The sequence below is a fragment of the Loktanella sp. R86503 genome (assembly GCF_042466455.1).
GTDB lineage: Bacteria > Pseudomonadota > Alphaproteobacteria > Rhodobacterales > Rhodobacteraceae > Loktanella.
On record NZ_JAXHCI010000001.1, the window covers coordinates 239,062 to 258,828 of the forward strand.

Below are 19,767 nucleotides of genomic sequence, written 5' to 3' on the forward strand. Positions count from 1 at the left end.
ACTGCACCACCTTGGGCAATATCAATCGAATATTCAGATAAGGATACACCGCAGATGAAAGTTGGCTTTATCGGACTGGGAAATGTGGGCGGAAAACTTGCGGGCAGCTTGCTGCGCAACAATTTCGATTTAACCGTGCATGACCTGAACCCAGCCCATGTTGCGACCTTTGTTGCCCGCGGGGCACATGCAGCGGCCAGCCCGTTGCAGATGATGCAGGATTGCGACGCCGTTATCACTTGCCTGCCATCCCCCGCCGCATCCGCCGCCGTGGTCAAGGAAATGTTGCCCGCCGTCACCGCGGACAAGATCTGGATGGAGATGTCGACAACGGACGAAGCCGAGGTCAAGCGGCTGGCTGCTTTGGTCAAGGCAGCGGGCGGCGCGGCTATGGAGTGCCCAGTATCGGGCGGGTGCCACCGGGCGGATACGGGAAATATCTCTATCTTTGCGGGCTGTGACCGTGCCACGTTCGAACGCATGCTACCGACGCTGACGACACTCGGACGCCGCGTGCTGCACACCGGCGACATCGGCACCGCATCGGTCCTGAAAGTGATGACAAATTATCTGGCGACTGCCAACCTTTTGACCTGCTGCGAGGCTTTGGTCACGATGAAAGCCGCGGGTCTGGATATGAATACGACCTATGAGGCGATGAAGATTTCATCTGGCACCTCTTTCGTACATGAAACCGAAAGCCAGCTGATCCTGAACGGTTCGCGCGATGTGTCGTTTACCATGGACCTTGTGAAGAAAGACATCGGGCTATTCCAGAAGATCGCCGATCAAGCTGGCGTGCCGCTGGAAATCAGCCCCCTGCTGGTCGAGATTTTCAACGACGGTATCGCCCGGTTTGGTGAACGAGAGCTGTCGCCAAACATCATCCGCCGTCTGGAAGAGGCGACCGGGCTTGATATTCGCGCTTCCGGATTTCCTGCCGAACTGGTCGATGACGAACCCGAAGAGCCGGGCTACGAGGTCATTCCCACCGGGCTGACGGCGCCCGCAGGTGTAGCAAAACCGGTCCCCGCAGAATAGATCAGGGGCCGCAAAACGATAAGGGCCACCAGCCTGACGCTGGCGGCCCTTTGCCGTTCAGTCAGCACTGCTTCACGGCGCGAAGGGCGGGCGCACCTTGATTTCAAGATAATCTTCCAATCCGAACTTGCCGCCCTCGCGGCCATTGCCAGATTGCTTAAAGCCGCCGAACGGCGAGCCATAATCAGATCCCCGGCCATTGATATGAATACCGCCAGCCCGCAGGCGCCGCGCAACCCGGCTGGCACGTGCTTCATCCTGGGTCCACAGGTAGGCATCAAGCCCGTATTCCGTATCATTGGCCAGGGTGATCGCCTCTTCTTCGGTATCGAAGGGCGCAATGATCAGGACGGGGCCAAAGATTTCCTTTTGCCAGACGGTCATATCCGGCGTCACATCACAAAACACAGTGGGCCGCGCAAACCAGCCAGTCTGAAGCGCGGCCGGCAGATTATCAGGACGGCCCAAACCACCCGCCAGAAGGCGCGTGCCTTCGTTGATACCAATACCGATCAGCTCTTGGACGCGGTCATATTGGATCTGGTCGAACAACGGACCGATGTGATCGCCTTCCAGCGCGGGATCACCGACGGCTTGGGCATCAGCGGCTGCGCGCGCGATGGACAACGCTTGATCATAGACGCTGCGTTCCACCAGCATCTTGGTTGGCGCATTGCAGGACTGACCGGTATTGTAGAAACATTCGGCGACGCCGCCGGCAACTGCGGTCGCGATATCCGCATCAGCAAAAATGACATTGGGGCTTTTGCCGCCCAGTTCCAGCGTGACGCGCTTGATCGTGGCGGCGGCGTCCACGGACACGGCACTGCCCGCACGGGTTGATCCGGTGAACGACATCATGGCCACATCCGGATGCCGCGACAGGGCTGCCCCGACCGACGGGCCATCGCCGTAAACCAGATTGAAGACCCCCGCAGGATAGCCCGCTGCATGGATCAATTCAGCATATATTTGCGCAGACAAAGGCGTGTGTTCGGACGGTTTCAGCACACATGTCGAGCCTGTCGCCAAGGCTGGAATAACCTTTAGCGCAATCTGGTTGATGGGCCAGTTCCACGGCGTAATCAGACCGCATACGCCGATCGGCTCTCGGCTGACGATATCGCCATTGGGCAGCGTTTCTTCTTCGTCATGCGCCTCCAGTGCGGCGATGAAAGCCTCCAGATGGCCAAGACCCGCATCGGCCTGCGCCTCGCGCGACATTGTGGCGGGGGCACCCATTTCCATCGTGATGGCAGCGGCCAGATCATCAAGCCGCGCGCGGGTCAGCTCGGCCAGCTTGCGCAGCAGCGTCAGGCGTTCGTCCTTACTGGTCAGGGAAAACGTCTCGAACGCGGCTTTGGCGGCAGCGACCGCGCGGTCCACGTCAACGCCATTTCCCAGTGCGACTGTGCCAACCTGCGCGTTGGTTGAAGGCGTCTTGATCGCCATCATATTTGGCGCATCAGGGGCGACCCAGGCACCATTAATATAGAACTTATCAAGCCTAATCATCGTTTTACTCCACAAGGGGTCACATGGAACTGATCCATCGTCAGATGCAGTTCGGTATCGGTGTAGGGCAGGTCTGCAATTGCCGCATCATCCAGTTCCAGCCCCAAACCGGGTGCCCTAGACGGGATAATATAGCCGTTGTCCCATTCGATCGTGCCTTTGACCGCGCTCATGTAAGGTCCGTCAAAAGTGCCGATGCTTTCAAGGATCAGGAAGTTCGGGGAACAGGCAGCAATCTGGATATTGGCGGCCGCCACGATAGGCCCGCAATAAAGATGCGGCGCGATCTGGACTTGCCGCGTCTCTGCCATGCCGGCGATCTTTTTGGCCTCGAGCAGGCCACCAACGCGGCCAAGGTTCATCTGCAGGATCGACGCTGCACCGGTTTCCAGCAGACGCGCAAATTCGTACTTGGTGCAAAGCCGCTCGCCCGCCGCAACAGGAATGGAAGTAAAGGCCGCAACGCTTGCCATATCGGCAGGGCTTTCGGGCGGCACGGGTTCTTCGAACCACAGCGGATCAAAGGGTTCCAGCGCGCGGGCCATACGTTTCGCCCCCGACACGGTGAATTGGCCATGGGTGCCGAACAGCAGATCCGCACGGTCGCCCACGGCGGCACGGATCTCTCGGCAGAAAGCAACGCTTAGACTGATGTCCTCTAGCCGGGGCTGGTGGCCGTCAAAGATCGTGTAGGGGCCGGCCGGATCGAATTTAAGTGCTGTAAAGCCCTGATCAACCATGTCCGCCGCGACCTTCGCGGCAATCTGCGGATCATTGTAGGCATTAGGCAAGGTCGGGTCGGGATAGACGTCGCCACTGGGCGGGTAGATATAGGAATAGCTGCGCAGTTTGTCATGCACGCGCCCGCCCAGCAGATCGTAAACCGGCTTGTCCGCCGCCTTGCCCAGGATATCCCAGCAGGCCATTTCCAGACCGCTGAACACGCCCATGACACTGACATCAGGTCGCTGCGTAAATCCCGCGCTATAGGCTTTGCGGAACAAAAGTTCGATCTGGTGCGGGTCCATGCCTTCGAATTGACGCGCGAACATGTCCTGCGCCATGGCGCAACACACCTGCGGACCGAAGGTCGCGTTGTAAATCTCGCCTACGCCGGTGATACCGCAGGCCGTCGTCAGCCGGACAAAGATGAAATACCGCCCGCCATGACGCGGCGGCGGGTTTCCAACAACGAAGGTTTCTAATTTCTCGAGGCGCATGTGCCCCTCCTTTTGCATTGCAGCAGGTTATCCTGCGTCTTGTAAAATCATCGCAGCGGCGCGCATCGCCAGCATCATCGTCGGGGCATTGGTATTGCCTGACGTGATGTTCGGAAAGGCCGAGGCGTCGGCAACCCGCAGCCCCGCAACGCCGTGCACCTGCAAGCGGGCATTCAGAACGGAATCGGCTGCGCTGTGCCCCATGCGGCAGGTGCATGTGGGGTGATAGACGGTGCCCGCGCGATTGCGGAACTCTAACAAAAGCGCGTCATCGTCCATGCTGTCAAAGGCTGCCAGCTTGGATGCGGCGGTCACGGCCTGCAGCGCGGGAGTGCGCGACAGGGCGCGAATGATGCGGCTTGCGCGGACCGCGGCGTCGCAGTCCTCGTTCGTCGAAAGCGAATTAGCCTGAATCTGCGGCGCATCCCTGTAATCGTCAGAGGCGATCTGCACCGATCCACGGCTTGTCGGACGGCACTGCTGCGCCGACAAAAGGAAGCCCGGATCGCGGTCGATGACGACCTCTCCGGCGGGGGTCACCTCGTAGGATGCAGGGTTGCAAAACAGCTGGATATCGGGTGTATCGCGGCCGGGCTCTGACCGGACGAAGCCGCCAACCTGATTGACCGGTACAGCCAGCGGCCCGCGCCGCGTCAGGACATAGCGCACCCCTGCGGCCAGCCGTCCAAGGGGATGCCCCAGGATGTTGTTCAGGGTCTTTTGCGACGCACGGAACTGGTAGGAAACGGCCAAATGATCCTGAAGTCCCTGCCCCACCTGTGGCAGATCATGGCGCACCGCGATCCCCCGCGATTGCAGCAATGCAGCGGGTCCAATGCCGGACAGCTGCAAAAGCTGCGGCGAATTGATGGCACCCGCGCTTAGGATCACCTCTTTGCGGGCAACCACCCGAAAGGTTTTGCCGCCGCGGCTGTAGGTCAGGCCATCGACGCGTGATCCGGAAAATTCCAGACGGGTAACATGGGCACGCGAAATCAGGGTCACGTTGCGCCGCCGGAGCGCAGGGCGCAGAAAGGCATCCGCCGACGACCATCGCATACCGCACCTGACATTGCTGCGGTAAAAGCTGACGCCTTCGGCCCCCGGCGCGTTCATATCATCAACATTGGCAAAGCCGGCCTGCTGCGCGGCGGTCAGAAAATTGTGCGAAAAAGGGTTCATTTGATTGCTCAGGTTTTGCACCCAGACCGGGCCACCCTGTCCCGGCGCATCCGACAGCGTTTCCATACCGTCATAGGTATCACGCACCGCATCCCAGCCCCAGCCCGATGCCCCCGCTGCAGCCCAATCGTCAAAGTCATGCGCCTGACCGCGCACATAGGCCATGGCATTGATAGAGCTTGATCCGCCAATCACCTTGCCCCGTGGCCAATAGCTTGTGCGCCCGTTCAGCGCCCTATCCGTATCCGTGTGATATCCCCAATTCAGCGCAGGTTTGGCATAGTTCACAGCATAGCCGACGGGTATCTTGATCCAGAACTGGCGATCGCTTCCGCCAGCTTCCAGGACCAGGACGCGATGCTTTCCGCTTGCCGACAGCTGATCTGCCAGCACGCAGCCCGCGGACCCTGCGCCAACAATCACAAAATCAAATTCTTGCGCGGTCATAAGGGCCTGCTTTTTGACAGTTGAACATACAGCTCAAACCATCCGCGCAAGCTTTGCACAAACAACGGCTATGACCGCTAAGGCCCCATGGATTTTAGGCTTGCGCCGTTGCATGATCGCGGCAAGCGGCCCACACAGTGCAGCACACAAGATGGATATCAAATGCGCAGGTTGCCTCACGTTACATGGCTACGCTCTTTCGAGGCGGCAGCGCGGCACAGCTCTTTCAGTTCTGCCGCAGAAGAGCTGAACCTGACGCCCGCCGCGGTCAGCCAGCAAATCCGCTTGCTGGAACAGCATCTGGACATCCAGCTGTTTCGCCGCCTTGCCAAAGGTGTGGAACTGACCGACCTTGGTCTTGCCTATGCCGTGCCGGTGCGCAAATCCTTTCAGGAAATGCAGGCGGCGACCGACGGGCTGTTTCGCGACCAGCAAAAATCGGTTGTGCGTGTGCGCTGTTCCATTTCCTTTGCCGCGCTGATCGTCGCCCCCATGCTGCGTGAATTCTGCACTGCGCACCCCCAGATTGAAGTCGAACTTTCCACCACCGTATGGGGGGACCGCATGAACGGGGCGCATATCGATCTAGATATCCGCTATGGTGAAGGCGGTTGGACCGAACGCAAGGTCCACCCGATGCCCGTGGATAACGCTGTCATCGTGTGCCACCCGAACTATGCAGAAACTCTGGGCCAGACACCGGTCGAGGCGGTGCTGGCGCAGGCTGCGATCGTGCAGATCGGCGGGTCGGAAACCGATTGGGACAGGTTATTTCAAATCTGCGGCTTCGAAGGGCCGCGGCCTGCACACTGGATCAGGGCGGATTCGTCCCTGATCGCGCTTGAAATTCTGTCGGCAGGCCACGGATGTGCAATCATCAGCAAAAGCTTTGCGCGGCGCCATCTGGCAGACGGCCGCCTTGTGGCCCCGTTTGACCTTCAAATTCCGATGGGCGCGAACTTTAACCTGGTTGAACACGATGATGCCGCCGGGCGCAGCGATGTTGCTGTCCTTGTCAATTGGCTGTTGCAGCAAACGCTTTGACCGCTTTGCTTGATGCCCAATCCGGAATTCGGGCAGCCGCGCCGCACTTCATCGCCCGTGGCCGTACCGCGGCCTAGTCACTGATCGTCATCCGGCATAGCAGCGTGTTATCCTGCTTCAGACTCGCGCCCCAGACCAGCTTTGCCGTGTCGTCCCATGTGACGTCGTCATAGCCACCTTTCGGACTGACATCGGCAGCGGAATGCACGGTTGCAGCGGGCCATTCACTGTCGTCAAAGTCAGACGCGGTCCAGTCTGCCGGAATGTCGGTGGCGACAAAGCCGCAGGCTCCCTCTCCCGCGACAGGTGTTGCTTGATCGGCGCAGGATGGATCCAGCGGCGCAAACTGCACCACGAGGCATTTCATACCCGCGTCTGTGACCGCCAGTGTTTCACCTGTTGCCGCATCCTTGAACTGTGCAATCATGCCGCCGTCGCCCATTTGCTGGCGGTTTGTGCCGATGTATTCCAGTCCAGTATCGTTTTCCTTGAAATCCTTTGCCTCGATCGCGATTACGGCCGGCAAATCAATGGAAACCGTCGTTGTTTCCTTGTTAAAGGATCGCTCTGTCGTAATCGGCACGGAGTCTTCAAGCACCAGCGTTCCGTTTGCCGACATGGCAAACCAGTTATCGACCCAGATGTCCGCTGTTACATTACGGGTGTCCGCCGCTGCCGCGCTGGCCGTCAAGGCTGTGACGGTCGCAATCATCAAACGCATATCGTATCCAATCGTTTCAAAGGTATCGTGTTTTATGCCTGCCATGGCAGGCACACCGGTTACTGGATGATACGTCGCATTGGCAGGTTTCCGTCGGCATACCTGAAAAAATGTCGATTGGCGTGGTCGCCGGCCACTTACTGGCTGCACGCCGTCCGGTTGGTCAGACGGCATGCAGCATTTTTGAAGGATATCAGGCATCGCCCGCCGCAATGCGCGGTCGCTTGGTCAGAAAGCGAAAGACGCTGTTAGCGCAACTGTGCGGCCAGGTTCGGTCAGCGGCACAACCCCCGCGAAATCGACCCCGTTCGAGCTGCGGCTTGCGTAGGTCGTATCGAACAGGTTGTACAAATTAAGCCGGACAGACAAACCATCCACGCCAACCGGCTGGTATTCACCGTACAGATTGACAGCTTCATAACCATCCAGCGTCACTTCGGTATCTGTGTTTTCCAAAGCAACCTGCGCTGTGCCACCGACGCGCAACGTGTCGCTAACATCATACCCGGCTTCGAAGCCGAAAATATGACCGACAGGGCGGCCAAGGTAATAGGCCGTGGATGCGATGGTCTCGCCGTTCGCCTCTACATCTGCATAGGTATAGTTGATTGTGCCAAAGCCCCGTGCGCCGGCAAAGGTGACGGACGCATCCACACCGCGCGTCGACAGATCATCCGTATAGCCGCGCGCACCATCCGATGGCAGCACAGCATTGATGTCATCGATTTGCGTCTGGAACACAGCAGCACTGACAGCCCACGGACCGTTTTCAAACCGGGCACCCAGCCGAATTGCATCCGCCCGAGACGCCGTCAACCCGTCATAATTCCAAGGCGTGCAGTAGTTCACCAAAGCGGCTTCGCCAAGCTCATAGCCACCCCAGCTGGATGCGGCGCCTGCATTCAGCGTCCAGTTTTTGGTCAGTACGAAATCGACGGAACCATTCACGCTTAGCCCGCTATCATCAAAGGTCTGTCCATCGGCACCGTCCAGCGACGCCCAGTCATAGCGCGCACCGTAAGACACTGATATCCGGTCCGACAGATCCTGACGCGCCTGTGCAAAGATACCGGCATCGAACAATTCCTCGCGGCCGCTAGACGTGCGTGGACTAACTGTGTTGTCAAAACCTTCGGCAGTTTCCTTGAAAAAATCGACGCCAGCTGTCAGCGTTCCGTTGTTCAGCAAGAATTCGTTTCTGGCGACACCGCTCAGGCTCGTGTTTTCGCCGTAAAGGTTCCCCACATCCATCACCTGCTCATTATAGCTCAGCTGAAGATATGGCGCGATAATCCCTGCTGGATTTTCATCCTCGTAGGTAAGCGTATAGGACTTACGCTCGGACAATGCAGAATAAAGCTCGGTATCCCGGCCAATGACCTCTGCAAAATCAGGGCGAATGAAGCCGCTTTGCGATGCGCGATCGCCGGTATCGGATGTATCCGACGCAGAGAAACTGATGCGTTTGCCTGAACCGGTCGTATAGGCGAATTTGCCGATATAATCAGTCAGATCGGCCCCCGTTCCAGTGATCGTGTCGCCGGATCCGTCTTTGTAATCGTCCCCGGTCGCCCGCGTGCCGCTCAAAAGGTATTCGAACCCGCCGGTCTGACCGAACCCGGTCAAAGTATTGCGAAAACCCTGACCATTGCTACCGTAAGACATGGTGTAAAGCCCGCCGAACGGATCATTTGGATCTAAAAGGTCACGCGCATCTTTGGTGGTATAGCTGATTACGCCAGCCACAGCCCCGGCCCCCTAATCGGCAGGGGCCAAACCGGCGCTGACGTCGACCGATTTCAAAAGCGCAGGGTCAAGCAGGACATTTCCCGCATGGTGAAAGGCTGACTTGTTCTGCCGGGCACCGTCAATTGTAACTGACAAAAGGCTTTCTTCGATACCGTTTACAAAAACCCTTTGCGCAATGGACGCGCCGCCACCGACCAGCACGCCGGATTCGCCAGCAAAGACATCCGCAACAGTCGCGGGATTGCGCGCCTCGATCTCTGCCTCGGTGATTGTGTCGTTGCCCAAAACATTCTGCGCATCGTCACCTTAGATACGGATTTCATCCAGCGCGATAATGCTGCCGTCCTGAGGAGGCGGTCGAGCATGTCAAAGGGGTCAGCGCGATCCGGCGCGTTGCAGTAGTTGCAGTCATAAGATGTCCCTGAACGATAGGTTTTGCTGGCTGGGACGTCGTATAGACTGCTTGGCCTGCGAGATACGCGGATACCTTAGTGTTTTAGTTGGAAATGTAAAGCGCCCTTATGCGGTGATGAACCGCTTTAGCTTGGCACCGCGATCCCATACATTTGCGCCATGACAATCCAGACCACCCAGACCGACACCGCAGCCGACCCCTTTGCCGATGATGCCGATGTCAGCATCGGCGCCAATCGGGTCTGGTTCAATCTGTTGCGCGCCGAACGCTATCTTGCCCCTCGCATTGGCCGCGCGCTTAAGGATATCGGCATTGCTGATCCGATCTGGTTCGAAATCATGTTGCAGGTCAAAAAAGCCATGCCGGACGGGCTACCCATGGGAGAGTTGGAAGCCCGTCTGCATGTGTCGCAATATGCCCTGTCGCGCCATGCCGGTCGCATGGCCGATGCCGGACTGCTGCAACGCCAGCCGCGCAAAGGCAGGGGACGCGGCTTGACCTTGCACCTGTCATCAGCTGGCACCGCCGCCATTGACGACATTTGGAGAGCCTACGAATCTGCAATTCAGTCTGAAATCGGCAGCAGGGTTACTCCGGAAGAGGCCTATGCCCTTTCCCGGTTATTGATGCGCCTGACGCCATGACCTGGACACCACCGGAAGGTTTCGGCGGCGTCCATTGTTCTGTTCCGGTCAGAACCGTGCAACTGCGGTCAGCGACCGCGTCCGGCCCGGCTCGTTCAGCGTTGTGACACTGGCAAAGTCGTTCCCATAAGTCGCGCGGTCGGCATAATCCACATCGAACAGATTGCTGACGTCGGCCCGAAGAGTCAGCGTGCCTAGCTGGGGCGGTGCGTATTCCACAAAGGCATTGACGACAGTGTAACCTTCCAGGTCCACAGTTTCGTCCACGGCGTTGTCCGGTAGGTCGTAATCAAGTGCCATATCAACGCCGCCGCCAAGTCGCAAACCTTCGACAGGGGTATCCTGTTCCAGCTCCATTGCAATGATCGTGCCAAGAGGCGCACCAAAATCAAGCGATTCATAACTGTTTGCCCGCTCGCGATCCAAGGCCACTTCGCTATGCGACAGGGTCACGCGCGCTAAGCCGGACGTCCAGTCATAGGTACCGCTCAGGTTGAACCCGATGCTTTCGAAATCGAAGTTTTCTGGATTGCGCGACGCGCCCACCCCGCGGGCATTGTCGATATGGCTGGCAAACACCTCTCCGCTTAGCAGCAAACCGCCAGCCTGCCAGTCAAAGCCGATGGTCGCGTTATTGGCGCGCGCAGGATCCAGATCATAATAGCTCCAGCTTGGCACAAAGACATAATTATCTTCGAGCACAATGCCGCCAAAGACACTGGATGCGCCCCCGCGCAGGGACAAGGTGTCAGTCAACGCATAAATGACAGAAGCGTTGCCCGACACACCTGTGTTCGTCAGCACTGTCTGGTCCAGACCCTCAAAGGTCTGGTTATCGATCCGAGCACCAAAAGACACTTTCCACAAGTCAGTCGGTGTGAGCCTTGCCTGGGCGAATGCACCGATGTTTTGCGAATTTTCCGAATAGTCCTCGTCATAGGTCGGGCTGGTGTAGCGGCCTTCGCGGTCCTGCCAGTCAAGCCCTGCGGTCACCTCGCCCATGGAGCCAAGATCGAAACGGTTCTGCGCCGCCGCGTTCAGCGTGCTGGAAAGGCCATTGCTGTCATAGGGGTCGGGCACCCGCACATCGGATTCGGAATATCCCACCGTTACAGTCGGGTCCCAAAATCCCGATGCCTGCGTGTTGGTATAGCGAAACGACGTCGTTTTGCGGCTGGTATCATATAACCGCAGCGTTTCGTCCGGGCGGATCGGCCCGCCGAAATTGGCGCGGAACTGCCGCAGGGCGGAATCGTCCAACTGCTGCGTCATGACTTCAATACGGTGGCCCGATTGTGCCTCGAAGGCGATCTTTGCAAGGTAGCTTTGCAAATCAGCGCCTGTGCCGCCGATCACTTGCCCGGCCCCCGTTTCATAGTCGTCGCCCACCGCGCTTTTCGCATAGCCAAGCCATGAAAAGCCGCCCTGCCGTCCGGCAATGGTCAGTGCGCTTTGAACAGTGTTGCCGTTATCGCCAAAACTGGTGCGGAAATCGCCGCAAACGTGTCGCCATCGGCAAGGATGTCTTCTGGATCAACAATTTCAAATACGACAGACCCGGCCAGTGCATAGGGGCCAGCATCGGCTGGTGCGACAGTCGCATCGGCGCGGACCTGTTTCAGCAGGCCGGGGTCGATCGCATTTGCGCTGACATGGTGGAAAGCCCGGTTGTTTTGCGCCGCGCCGTCAATGGTCACGCCAAGATTCAGCATATCGACGCCGTTTAGATAAATCTTTTGCGTCAGCGGCAGCGCACCACCGACTGACACAGAGGCAATGCCAGAAAAGACGTCTTTCAGATCGCCCGTCCGCGCCCGTTCAAGTTCCAGATCAGATACATACATTGATGTCGCCCGGTCCGCAGCACCGCCAAGAGGGTCGCGGTTTTCAACGATGATCGGATCCAGATTATAACTCAGCTCTTGCGCTGCAACCGGCGCGGCAAGGAAGACATAGGCGACCGAACTTAGCAGGAAGCGGGGAAAATACGGGATCGGTTTCATGATGGCGTCCTGTCTTAGAGCCGCATTCGGCGATGTAAACGAATTGCAGGGCAGACATATCCAAATGGGCATAATCATGCAAACGCATCTAAAGTCTTTTTGTCAGGTTTATTTTCATGCGTTTTATATGCAACAACACACCAAATCATACCGGTCCCCGCGCGCGGCGGCGGACCCGTCCGGGAAAACTGACACAAGGTTTTAGCGACTGAATGTCATCGGCAGAGTTAAGCTGTGAACGCCGCCCCCGACAGCCGCAGGCGCGGGGGGAAAGCGGCCGGCCCGCTGCACCGCACTAAGCGCGGCTTGATCCAGCGCCGCATTGCCGGAGGACTGGGCGATGCCAAGGCCTTGCAACCCGCCATCCGCACCAACACGAATGGCGACCCTGACCGTCCCGCCTGCCCGGCCCGCGGCGCGGGGGTAACTTTTCCGACGTTCGATCCGCGACCGGATCACCCCGCCCCACTCCGCCATAGCGGACTGGCGCGCCGCGGCGGTTTGCGAGGCGGCCTGACCCGCCTGCGCTGCCCCGGCGTTTGCGCCGCCACCCTGCCCCGCGGCACGTTGCGCCGGACTTGACGGTGCGGGATTGGACTGCGCGGGGGCCTGTCGCGGGGCCGGCGATTGCCGCGCCGGGCGCTCTATCGGCCGGGCTGTCATTTGCGGCGCATAGGTCGGAACGACCTCTGCGACTTCGAGTTCGGGTTCAGGTGGCGGCGTTTGGGGCGGCGCCGGCAGGGCAGGGTTATCCTGCGCCGGTGGTTGCAAGGCTGGTGATGACATGGACGGGGGCGCGGACGGCACGCGTGCAACAGAAGGCATCGGCTGCGACGGCTGCGGCTCGGTCATTTGGGGCAGGTCGGGCGGCGGCTCGACCAGCGCTACTGGCGGCCGGTCCCAGTCTGATACCAATGCAGCGACCGCGCCGCTGGTCGCTTCCAGCGAAACTAGGGCATCACCGCCTGCGCCGCTTGCTGCTGAACCACCTTCGGGCGGCGGTTGGAACGCGGCTAGGGCACCGACATGCAATCCAAGCGCAAGCAGTCCGAAACCTGCAAATTCTAGCCCGCGTTTCATGGGGCCCCCGTGACCAATGTAATGTCCGCAAAATTGCCGCCCGCAAGTCGGGACAGAAGGGCCGCAATGACCGTGGCCGGTACAGCTGCGTCCGCCTTTAAAATCAGCGTGCTGTCACGACCGGCCTGCGCCAGCACTGCAGTGACTGCGGCCTCGCCGCGCAAATCGTGAAAGGCAGAGGTCCCACCAGCATCGACGTAAAAGGTCGGCTCTCCCTCGCTGATGTCTTCCAGCGCGGCGATCGGCGGTGAAACCTCCAGCGGGTCGGGGGGTGTGATCTGTGCTGTTATTAGAAAGAAGATCAGCAGCAAGAACACCACGTTGATCATCGGCACGATGCTTTCGGGCGGCGTCCGGCGGGGTGGCAGATCAAATATCATGGCGCTTCTCCCATCACGACACGGCTAAATCCTGCATCATTCAGCACCATCATGACATCGATGGTGCGTTGCAGATCAGTCGTCGCTGATGGGCGCAACACGATCATATCATCCGGCGATTCCGTCATGGTGCCCAAGCGTGCGATCAGCGCCTCTGTCGCGATGGGCGCACCATTCAACATCAGATCATCTTCCCCAACATCAACCAGCCGCGGCGGCCCGGAATAGGCTTCGCCTGATCCGGCGGTCAAAAGCGGCAGCGAGGTATCCAGACCAAAGCGCGCCGCCAGCATGAAAAAGACCAGCAGCAGAAAGACCACGTCGATCATCGGGGTCAGGCTCGGCTTTCGCCGTGTCCGGGGCGCATCAAAGGCGAACATTTAGGCTGCCATCCTGCTAGGTTCAGTCCGGCGGCGCAAAAAGATGCGGGTGGCCGTGTCTTCCATGTCAAAGCGCAAACGGTCAACGACGCTTTCAAACCAGGTCAGCGCGACAGAAGCCGGAATCGCAACCGCCATCCCCGCCGCAGTTGTCAAAAGCGCCTCCCAGATCCCGCCGGCAAGGGCGGCAGGGTCCGCGCGGGTGCCCGTTTGTTGCAGCGCCTGAAACGCCCCGATCATGCCAAGCACGGTGCCAAGCAGTCCGAGCAATGGGGCAATCGTCGCAATCAGCTCCAGCGCGCGCAAACCGCTTCTTGCCTGCTCTAACGACGCACGGGCCACACGGGCGGTTTCCTCGCGGGCGGCGACATCATCCAGATCAGGGTCCTGCCGCGCCACCATGGCCGTTTTGGCGACCTGCGCTCATAAAGACCGCGATGCCGCTAATGAAGTTACCGCGTCTGCGTCTTGCCCGCCTTGCCAAAACGCAACTGCGCGGCGCGTGCACCGTCCTGCCCATGCCCCAAGGCGGATCAGGCGGAAAACTTTCCACAGGATGATCGCAAGCGTCACGACAGAAAGTGCGGCAATCACAACGATGGCAATACCGCCCAAAGCCATAAGCTGCTGCAGTTTTTCTTGTATCAGGTTCAGTAATTCCATGTCAGGCAGGCCTTAGATAAAATGAATGGGATGGCGGGCGGCCGCGGTTGGCGATCCGTCACAGGACGCCGCGCGCAATTGGGCCGCATAATCCGCAAGAGCCTGCGCAGGCAGGCTTTTGCCAAAATCATGCGGGGGCCGTTGCACCCCAGGTCATTGTGGTGAACCCTTCCCGGAATGCGAAAGTCACCAGATGACTGTCGATCGCCCGCCGGGCATCGCGCAACTTATCCTCGGTCGGGGCTGTGACCACCGCGATCAAGGCGTCATCTGTTGCGGTCAGCGTTGCCGGACCGAACGGAAAGGCAACCGATCCAGCGGTTTCGTCAAACTGCACATCGACCTTATGGGCAAAGTGTTTGCACAGCTGTTGAAGGTAGCGACTGGCATGTTCCGTCCTAAATTCGCCGCGGTCTGTTATTTCTGGTTGCATGTCGTTTAATCCCGAGTATTTCTATCGGAAATCATACCTGACAGATTATGTCACCTATGTCGAGGCCGTGTATGATCCCAAATTAGATTTGAAGGACACCACATGAGACAGACGTTCATGATCGCCGCGCTTGCGGCATTGCCGACCTTCGCGATGGCGCAGGACATTCAGATTGATACCGCTGCCGGGCCGGCCACCGTACCGCTTGCGCCGCAGTCCGTGGTAACCTTTGACCTTGCCGCGTTGGATACGCTGAGCGCCCTTGGCGTCACTGTTGCGGGTGTGCCGGATATCGCGCCTCCTGCTTTTCTGGCAGATGTGATCGACGGCACGCCAACGGTCGGCACCCTGTTCGAACCTGATTTCGAGGCGCTTGCCGTTATGGCACCCGATTTCATCGTTGCTGGCGGCCGCTCGCAAGCACAGGTTCCTGCCCTGTCAGAAATTGCGCCCACCATTGATATGACAATTTCCGGCGAAAACCTGATCGCCGACGCAGAAGCGCGCATCAATGCCTATGGCGCGATGTTCGGCCTTGAAGGCGAGGCTGCTGCCTTGCAAAAGAACCTGGACGACGCCATCGCCACCGCGAAGGCAGCCGCAGAGGATCATGGTAATGTCCTGATCCTTTTGACGAACGGCGGCAAGGTTTCGGCCTATGGTGATGATTCCCGTTTCGGCTGGCTGCACACCAGCCTTGGCCTGCCCGAAGCCTATCCTGACCTGACCGCCGAAACCCACGGCGAGGCGGTGTCGTTCGAATTTATCGCAGACGTCAATCCGGACTGGATTTTCGTCATCGACCGCGGCGCTGCCATCGGCCAAGAAGGTGAAGCTGCCGCCGTCACGCTCGACAACCCGCTTGTTGCGGGCACGACGGCCGCGAAATCCGATCAGATTGTCTATCTTGATCCGGCACGGCTGTATCTGGTGGGCGGCGGCTATCAATCCGTAATGGGCACCATTGATGAAGTCGTCAGCGCGCTTTCGGCCAAAGACAGCTAAGGTCTGACGGTGAAACATTGGCCTTATGCCATTACGATGCTTGCCCTGTTGATCGGGGCAAGCTGTCTGGTCGGCGTTGCCGATATTTTTGGCGGCGATTTGGATGGTCAGATGATCATGATGGTCAGCCGCCTACCGCGCACCTTTGCGGCGCTTTTGACCGGCGCCGGGCTGGCCCTGGCCGGTGTTGTCGTACAGATGAGCGTGCAGAACAGATTGGTGGAACCCGGCCTTGTCGGCACACCTGAATCCGCCATGCTGGGGCTTTTGGCGATCACGCTGATGGCTCCCGGTGCCGCGCTAATGGTCAAGATGTCGGTCGCGGCGGCCACCGCCCTGATCGGCACCTTGGGCTTTTTATGGCTGGCACGCCATGTCCCCCGCCGCGATCCAGTCCTTCTGCCATTGGTCGGCCTAATTTACGGCGGCATCATCGGGGCTGCGGTGCTGTGGCTCGGGTGGACCAGCGATCTGGTGCAATACATTAGCGTTTGGCAAAGCGGCGAGTTTTCCGGCGTCCTGCAAGGCCGCTATGAACTGCTTTGGATCGTCGCGGGTATTGCCGTTCTGATCTGGATCGCTGCCGACCGGATCACAATGCTCGGCCTTGGTGAAGATGCCGCCCGCAGCCTTGGGCTCGACTATCGGCAAACACTGCTCGGCGGGCTAATCCTTGTATCGATTATCGTTGCGGTCATCGTCGTCAGCGTCGGATCCGTTCCCTTCGTCGGTCTTGTGGTGCCGAACATCGTATCGCGCTGGTATGGTGACAACCTGCGCCGTAATTTGCCGATCGTTGCTTGGCTGGGTGCATCCATGGTGCTGGCCTGCGACATCATAGGGCGCCTGATCCGCTACCCTTATGAAATCCCCGCTGGCACGGTCTTTGCCGTCCTGGGGGCCGGCGTTTTCCTATGGCTGCTGCACGCGGCACCAAGGCAACGCCATGACTGATAAACGATCGCTATTGTTATTTGTGCTGCTTGTGCTGTCCTGCACCTTGTTTCTGCTTTGGAACCTGCGCGCGCCCATGGGTTTTATCCTGTCGCTGCGCCTGACGAAACTTGCCGCGCTTTGCGTTGTCGGCGGGGCCATCGGCACTGCAACGGTTCTGTTCCAGACAATTGCCGCCAATCGCATGCTGACCCCCGGGATCGTCGGCTTCGACGCGCTATTCGTCTTTATCCAGACAATGCTGGTTCTGACGCTTGGGGGGATCGGCTTTGCCGGACTACCCTCCCTTGCCCAGTTCGGGATAGAGACCTTTGTTCTGGTCGCGACCGCGCTGGCGCTGTTCAGCGTTCTGCTGCGCAAAGGGGCGGATGATATACTGCGCCTCGTTCTGACAGGTGTCATATTAGGCGTGCTGCTACGCGGTCTTGCGGGACTGGCACAGCGGCTTCTGGATCCGTCTGAATTTGCTATTGTGCAGCAAGCCAGCTTTGCGACCTTCAGCGGCGTCAATCAAAACCAGTTGGTCATTGCCAGCCTAATCCTGATCCTATGCTTTGGCGTTGCCATGCGCATGGCACGGTTTCTCGATATCGTCGCTTTGGGTCGCAATGTTGCCTTGCCTCTTGGACTTGACTACGACCGCGTCGTTTTTGCCGCGCTTGGGTTGGTGGCCTTACTGGTTGCGACCTCGACAGCCCTTGTCGGGCCGATTACGTTTCTGGGGCTACTGGCATCCAGTCTAGCCCATGCGGCCCTGCCGACGTGGCGCCACGCAAAGTTACTGCCAGCAGCCGCCATGATCGGGGCGACGATTCTTGTCGCCGGGCAGTTTGTGTTCGAACGCCTGCTTGGGCTTCAGTCGACTCTGACAGTCATCGTCGAATTTGCGGGCGGTCTGCTTTTCCTTTTCCTTGTCCTGCGAAGGCCAAAACCATGATCCACGTCAAAGACCTTTGTGTCGTAAAAAACGGAAACACGATCCTGAAAGATGTGTCGCTGAAATTCGGCGAAGGCGGCATCACCGCATTGATCGGTCCGAACGGGGCCGGGAAATCAACCTTGCTGAATGCTATGGCCGGGCTTGTTCAGACGGCAAAAGGGCAGGTCATGGTCGACGGATGCGACATGACCCGCGCCAGGCCGCCTGAGCGCGCCCGCCGGGTTGCCCTTTTGGCGCAAAACGAACAGGTGACCGCACGGCTCAGCGTGCGCGAACTGGTCAGTTTCGGACGCTGGACATATCATCAGGGTCGCCCGGAGGCGCAGGACCGCCAAAAGATTGAAGCGGCAATAGCCGCCTTCGATCTTGGCACTTTAGCGGATCGCAGGCTCGACTCGCTGTCAGGCGGGCAACGCCAACGGGCATTTGTTGCCATGTCATGGGCGCAGGAAACACCATGGCTTCTATTGGACGAGCCGCTTTCGGCACTGGACCCGCGCCACGTTCGCGACATCATGGACCGCCTGCATGACCTGACCCGCCCTGGCAAGGACCAGCGCAGCGTCGTCATTGTGTTGCACGATCTGGCCGTCGCCGCCCGCTATGCAGACCGCATTGTGGCTTTAAAAGACGGCCAACTGGTCACGTCCGGCCCACGTGTTCTGGCCATGACCGGCCCCATGCTAAGCGCGCTTTTCGGCACCGACCTAGCGATCCAGAAAGTTGCGGGGAAAGACGTGGTTGTTCCGGCTTGACGAACTGGCCAAGAATTACTGCGTGCATCGGACATTAATCAGCTGCTGATTGAAAACGGCGATCTTGGATTTGGCTTTGGCGTTTGGCGGCAGGGACGAAGGAAAAGCCGCCATTTGACGTGCCCCCTGATAACGGGTCACTGACGCAAGTGAGGTGCCCCTAGCTTCCTAGACACCTGCCTGGTTAGCTTCTGCTGTTTGATTTCGAAGTCAACGGGCGACAGCATGCCGTTGTTCGTGTGCTTGCGTTTCGGGTTGTAGAACATATCGATGTAATCGAACACGTCCCGCCTGGCGTCATCTCTGGTCGGATAGGTTCGGTTCCTGATCCTCTCGCGTCTCAAGAGCTGGAAGAAGCTTTCGGCCACGGAAGCGTTGTGGCAGTTTCCGCGGCGGCTCATGCTGGGTTCGAGGTCGTGCTGGCGTAAGAATGTCGGCCATTCGCGGCTGGTGAACTGGGAGCCCTGGTCCCAATGCACTGTCACTTTGCTGTTTGGCTTTCCTTGTGAGACGGCTATCCGCAAGGCCTGCAGGGCGAGGTCCAGATCATGCGGGATTGGGCTGACCATCCAACGACACGGTGTGAGGACAGGTCAATGACGACGCCAGGTACAGCGGGCCCTTATAGGTCTTGATGTAGGTGATGTCCGTCACCCAGACCTGGTTTGATGCAAACGTCTGGAACTGCTGCTCCAGCCTGTTCGCAGCCACCACCGCAGGCTTACCACCGTATCGGCCCGGACGGCGCCCGTCGCCGACCTGTGCGGCGATCCCGGCCAAGGATGCAAGCCGCGCCACTCGGTTCACCGAACAGCATCATCCACTTGTAGAGTGAATGCGTGCTGACCCCCGAGGGCTGCCCCCCCCGCATCGGATACCCCGCATCGCGCCTAAACTCGTCACTGTAATTGCTTGTCCTATGTCAGCCTCCTTGCCTTAAAGTTGGGGGGCAAAGCGTCTACAAATCTAGGCGCACCTTAGTCCAAGAGATGGGGAGCACTTCACTGCAGAGCGACACCACCAAGGCCGAAGCCACGTCGATCATCCGCAGCCTTCTGACGGAGATACGGCTCATCCCGCAGGCCGGTGTTCTTGCGATTGAACTGGTCGGGGCATTGGCGGGGCTGCTGTCATTGGGGAGTCCTAGAAACGCCGAAAGCCACCCGAGGGTGGCTTTGTCTTGTTCGAGATTGCTG

At 58.9% G+C, this 19,767-nt stretch carries 20 protein-coding genes and 2 pseudogenes; 7 read left to right on the forward strand and 15 right to left on the reverse strand.

Features of this window, described 5'->3' with window-relative positions:
• Positions 1-54: 54 nt before the first annotated feature.
• Complete coding sequence (locus tag SJY10_RS00915; protein ID WP_386679140.1) at positions 55-1,041, forward strand: NAD(P)-dependent oxidoreductase; 987 nt, start codon at positions 55-57, stop codon at positions 1,039-1,041.
• Positions 1,042-1,113: 72 nt separating this feature from the next.
• Here SJY10_RS00915 and SJY10_RS00920 read toward each other — a convergent pair whose 3' ends face one another.
• From SJY10_RS00920 to SJY10_RS00930, 3 genes are read right to left on the reverse strand one after another with little or no spacing between them, the layout of a single operon-like run.
• Positions 1,114-2,556: an aldehyde dehydrogenase family protein gene (locus SJY10_RS00920; protein ID WP_386679141.1), complete on the reverse strand. Its 1,443-nt coding sequence runs from the start codon at positions 2,554-2,556 to the stop codon at positions 1,114-1,116.
• Complete coding sequence (locus SJY10_RS00925; RefSeq protein WP_386679142.1) at positions 2,553-3,776, reverse strand: mandelate racemase/muconate lactonizing enzyme family protein; 1,224 nt, start codon at positions 3,774-3,776, stop codon at positions 2,553-2,555. The genes SJY10_RS00920 and SJY10_RS00925 overlap by 4 nt, the downstream gene beginning before the upstream one ends.
• A gap of 27 nt (positions 3,777-3,803) precedes the next feature.
• The gene (locus SJY10_RS00930; RefSeq protein WP_386679143.1) at positions 3,804-5,405 is read right to left on the reverse strand and encodes a GMC family oxidoreductase; all 1,602 of its coding nucleotides are present in this window, start codon (positions 5,403-5,405) and stop codon (positions 3,804-3,806) included.
• Between the two features lie 162 nt (positions 5,406-5,567).
• Here SJY10_RS00930 and SJY10_RS00935 point away from each other — a divergent pair, with 162 nt between their 5' ends.
• Positions 5,568-6,449: a LysR substrate-binding domain-containing protein gene (locus tag SJY10_RS00935; RefSeq protein ID WP_386679144.1), complete on the forward strand. Its 882-nt coding sequence runs from the start codon at positions 5,568-5,570 to the stop codon at positions 6,447-6,449.
• Positions 6,450-6,522: 73 nt separating this feature from the next.
• On the opposite strand, the gene SJY10_RS00940 is transcribed toward SJY10_RS00935, so the two are convergent.
• The 3 genes from SJY10_RS00940 to SJY10_RS00950 all read right to left on the reverse strand — a co-directional run bounded on the left by SJY10_RS00940 (position 6,523) and on the right by SJY10_RS00950 (position 9,204).
• Positions 6,523-7,215: a PEBP family protein gene (locus tag SJY10_RS00940; RefSeq protein WP_386679145.1), complete on the reverse strand. Its 693-nt coding sequence runs from the start codon at positions 7,213-7,215 to the stop codon at positions 6,523-6,525.
• A 183-nt stretch (positions 7,216-7,398) separates the two neighbouring features.
• Positions 7,399-8,916, reverse strand: a complete 1,518-nt coding sequence (locus SJY10_RS00945) for a TonB-dependent receptor domain-containing protein (RefSeq protein WP_386679146.1) — start codon at positions 8,914-8,916, stop codon at positions 7,399-7,401.
• A gap of 12 nt (positions 8,917-8,928) precedes the next feature.
• Positions 8,929-9,204: a TonB-dependent receptor plug domain-containing protein gene (locus SJY10_RS00950; RefSeq protein ID WP_386679147.1), complete on the reverse strand. Its 276-nt coding sequence runs from the start codon at positions 9,202-9,204 to the stop codon at positions 8,929-8,931.
• A gap of 288 nt (positions 9,205-9,492) precedes the next feature.
• Between SJY10_RS00950 and SJY10_RS00955 the strand changes: the two genes are divergently transcribed.
• Positions 9,493-9,978, forward strand: a complete 486-nt coding sequence (locus tag SJY10_RS00955; RefSeq protein ID WP_386679148.1) for a MarR family winged helix-turn-helix transcriptional regulator — start codon at positions 9,493-9,495, stop codon at positions 9,976-9,978.
• Positions 9,979-10,026: 48 nt separating this feature from the next.
• Here SJY10_RS00955 and SJY10_RS00960 read toward each other — a convergent pair.
• The 7 genes and pseudogenes from SJY10_RS00960 to SJY10_RS00990 form a co-directional block, all read right to left on the reverse strand.
• Positions 10,027-11,981 (reverse strand): annotated as a pseudogene (locus SJY10_RS00960) (TonB-dependent receptor plug domain-containing protein).
• 201 nt (positions 11,982-12,182) lie between these two features.
• Positions 12,183-13,061 (reverse strand): energy transducer TonB, encoded by an 879-nt coding sequence (locus SJY10_RS00965; protein ID WP_386679149.1) that lies wholly within the window; start codon positions 13,059-13,061, stop codon positions 12,183-12,185.
• The gene (locus SJY10_RS00970; protein WP_386679150.1) at positions 13,058-13,441 is read right to left on the reverse strand and encodes an ExbD/TolR family protein; all 384 of its coding nucleotides are present in this window, start codon (positions 13,439-13,441) and stop codon (positions 13,058-13,060) included. Before SJY10_RS00970 ends, SJY10_RS00965 begins: the two co-directional genes overlap by 4 nt.
• Positions 13,438-13,821: an ExbD/TolR family protein gene (locus SJY10_RS00975; protein WP_386679151.1), complete on the reverse strand. Its 384-nt coding sequence runs from the start codon at positions 13,819-13,821 to the stop codon at positions 13,438-13,440. The genes SJY10_RS00970 and SJY10_RS00975 overlap by 4 nt, the downstream gene beginning before the upstream one ends.
• Complete coding sequence (locus tag SJY10_RS00980) at positions 13,822-14,223, reverse strand: MotA/TolQ/ExbB proton channel family protein (protein WP_386679152.1); 402 nt, start codon at positions 14,221-14,223, stop codon at positions 13,822-13,824.
• A 21-nt stretch (positions 14,224-14,244) separates the two neighbouring features.
• Positions 14,245-14,484: a hypothetical protein gene (locus tag SJY10_RS00985; protein ID WP_386679153.1), complete on the reverse strand. Its 240-nt coding sequence runs from the start codon at positions 14,482-14,484 to the stop codon at positions 14,245-14,247.
• Positions 14,485-14,611: 127 nt separating this feature from the next.
• Entirely contained in the window at positions 14,612-14,917 is a 306-nt protein-coding gene (locus SJY10_RS00990; protein ID WP_386679154.1) for a DUF2218 domain-containing protein, read from the reverse strand.
• A 102-nt stretch (positions 14,918-15,019) separates the two neighbouring features.
• Here SJY10_RS00990 and SJY10_RS00995 point away from each other — a divergent pair, with 102 nt between their 5' ends.
• The 4 genes from SJY10_RS00995 to SJY10_RS01010 are packed head-to-tail and all read left to right on the forward strand — an operon-like array spanning position 15,020 to position 18,571.
• Entirely contained in the window at positions 15,020-15,922 is a 903-nt protein-coding gene (locus SJY10_RS00995; protein WP_386679155.1) for a siderophore ABC transporter substrate-binding protein, read from the forward strand.
• Positions 15,923-15,931: 9 nt separating this feature from the next.
• Positions 15,932-16,876, forward strand: coding sequence for an ABC transporter permease (locus tag SJY10_RS01000; protein ID WP_386679156.1), 945 nt, complete (start codon positions 15,932-15,934; stop codon positions 16,874-16,876).
• A complete protein-coding gene (locus tag SJY10_RS01005; RefSeq protein ID WP_386679157.1) occupies positions 16,869-17,813 on the forward strand; it encodes an iron chelate uptake ABC transporter family permease subunit in 945 nt (314 codons plus the stop codon). The genes SJY10_RS01000 and SJY10_RS01005 overlap by 8 nt, the downstream gene beginning before the upstream one ends.
• Positions 17,810-18,571, forward strand: coding sequence for an ATP-binding cassette domain-containing protein (locus SJY10_RS01010; RefSeq protein WP_386679158.1), 762 nt, complete (start codon positions 17,810-17,812; stop codon positions 18,569-18,571). The genes SJY10_RS01005 and SJY10_RS01010 overlap by 4 nt, the downstream gene beginning before the upstream one ends.
• A 137-nt stretch (positions 18,572-18,708) precedes the next feature.
• Here SJY10_RS01010 and SJY10_RS01015 read toward each other — a convergent pair.
• Positions 18,709-19,384: pseudogene (locus tag SJY10_RS01015) on the reverse strand (IS3 family transposase); the annotation flags it as partial.
• Between the two features lie 145 nt (positions 19,385-19,529).
• The coding region (locus SJY10_RS01020) for a hypothetical protein (protein ID WP_386679159.1) at positions 19,530-19,767 on the reverse strand (238 nt) is incomplete at its 5' end.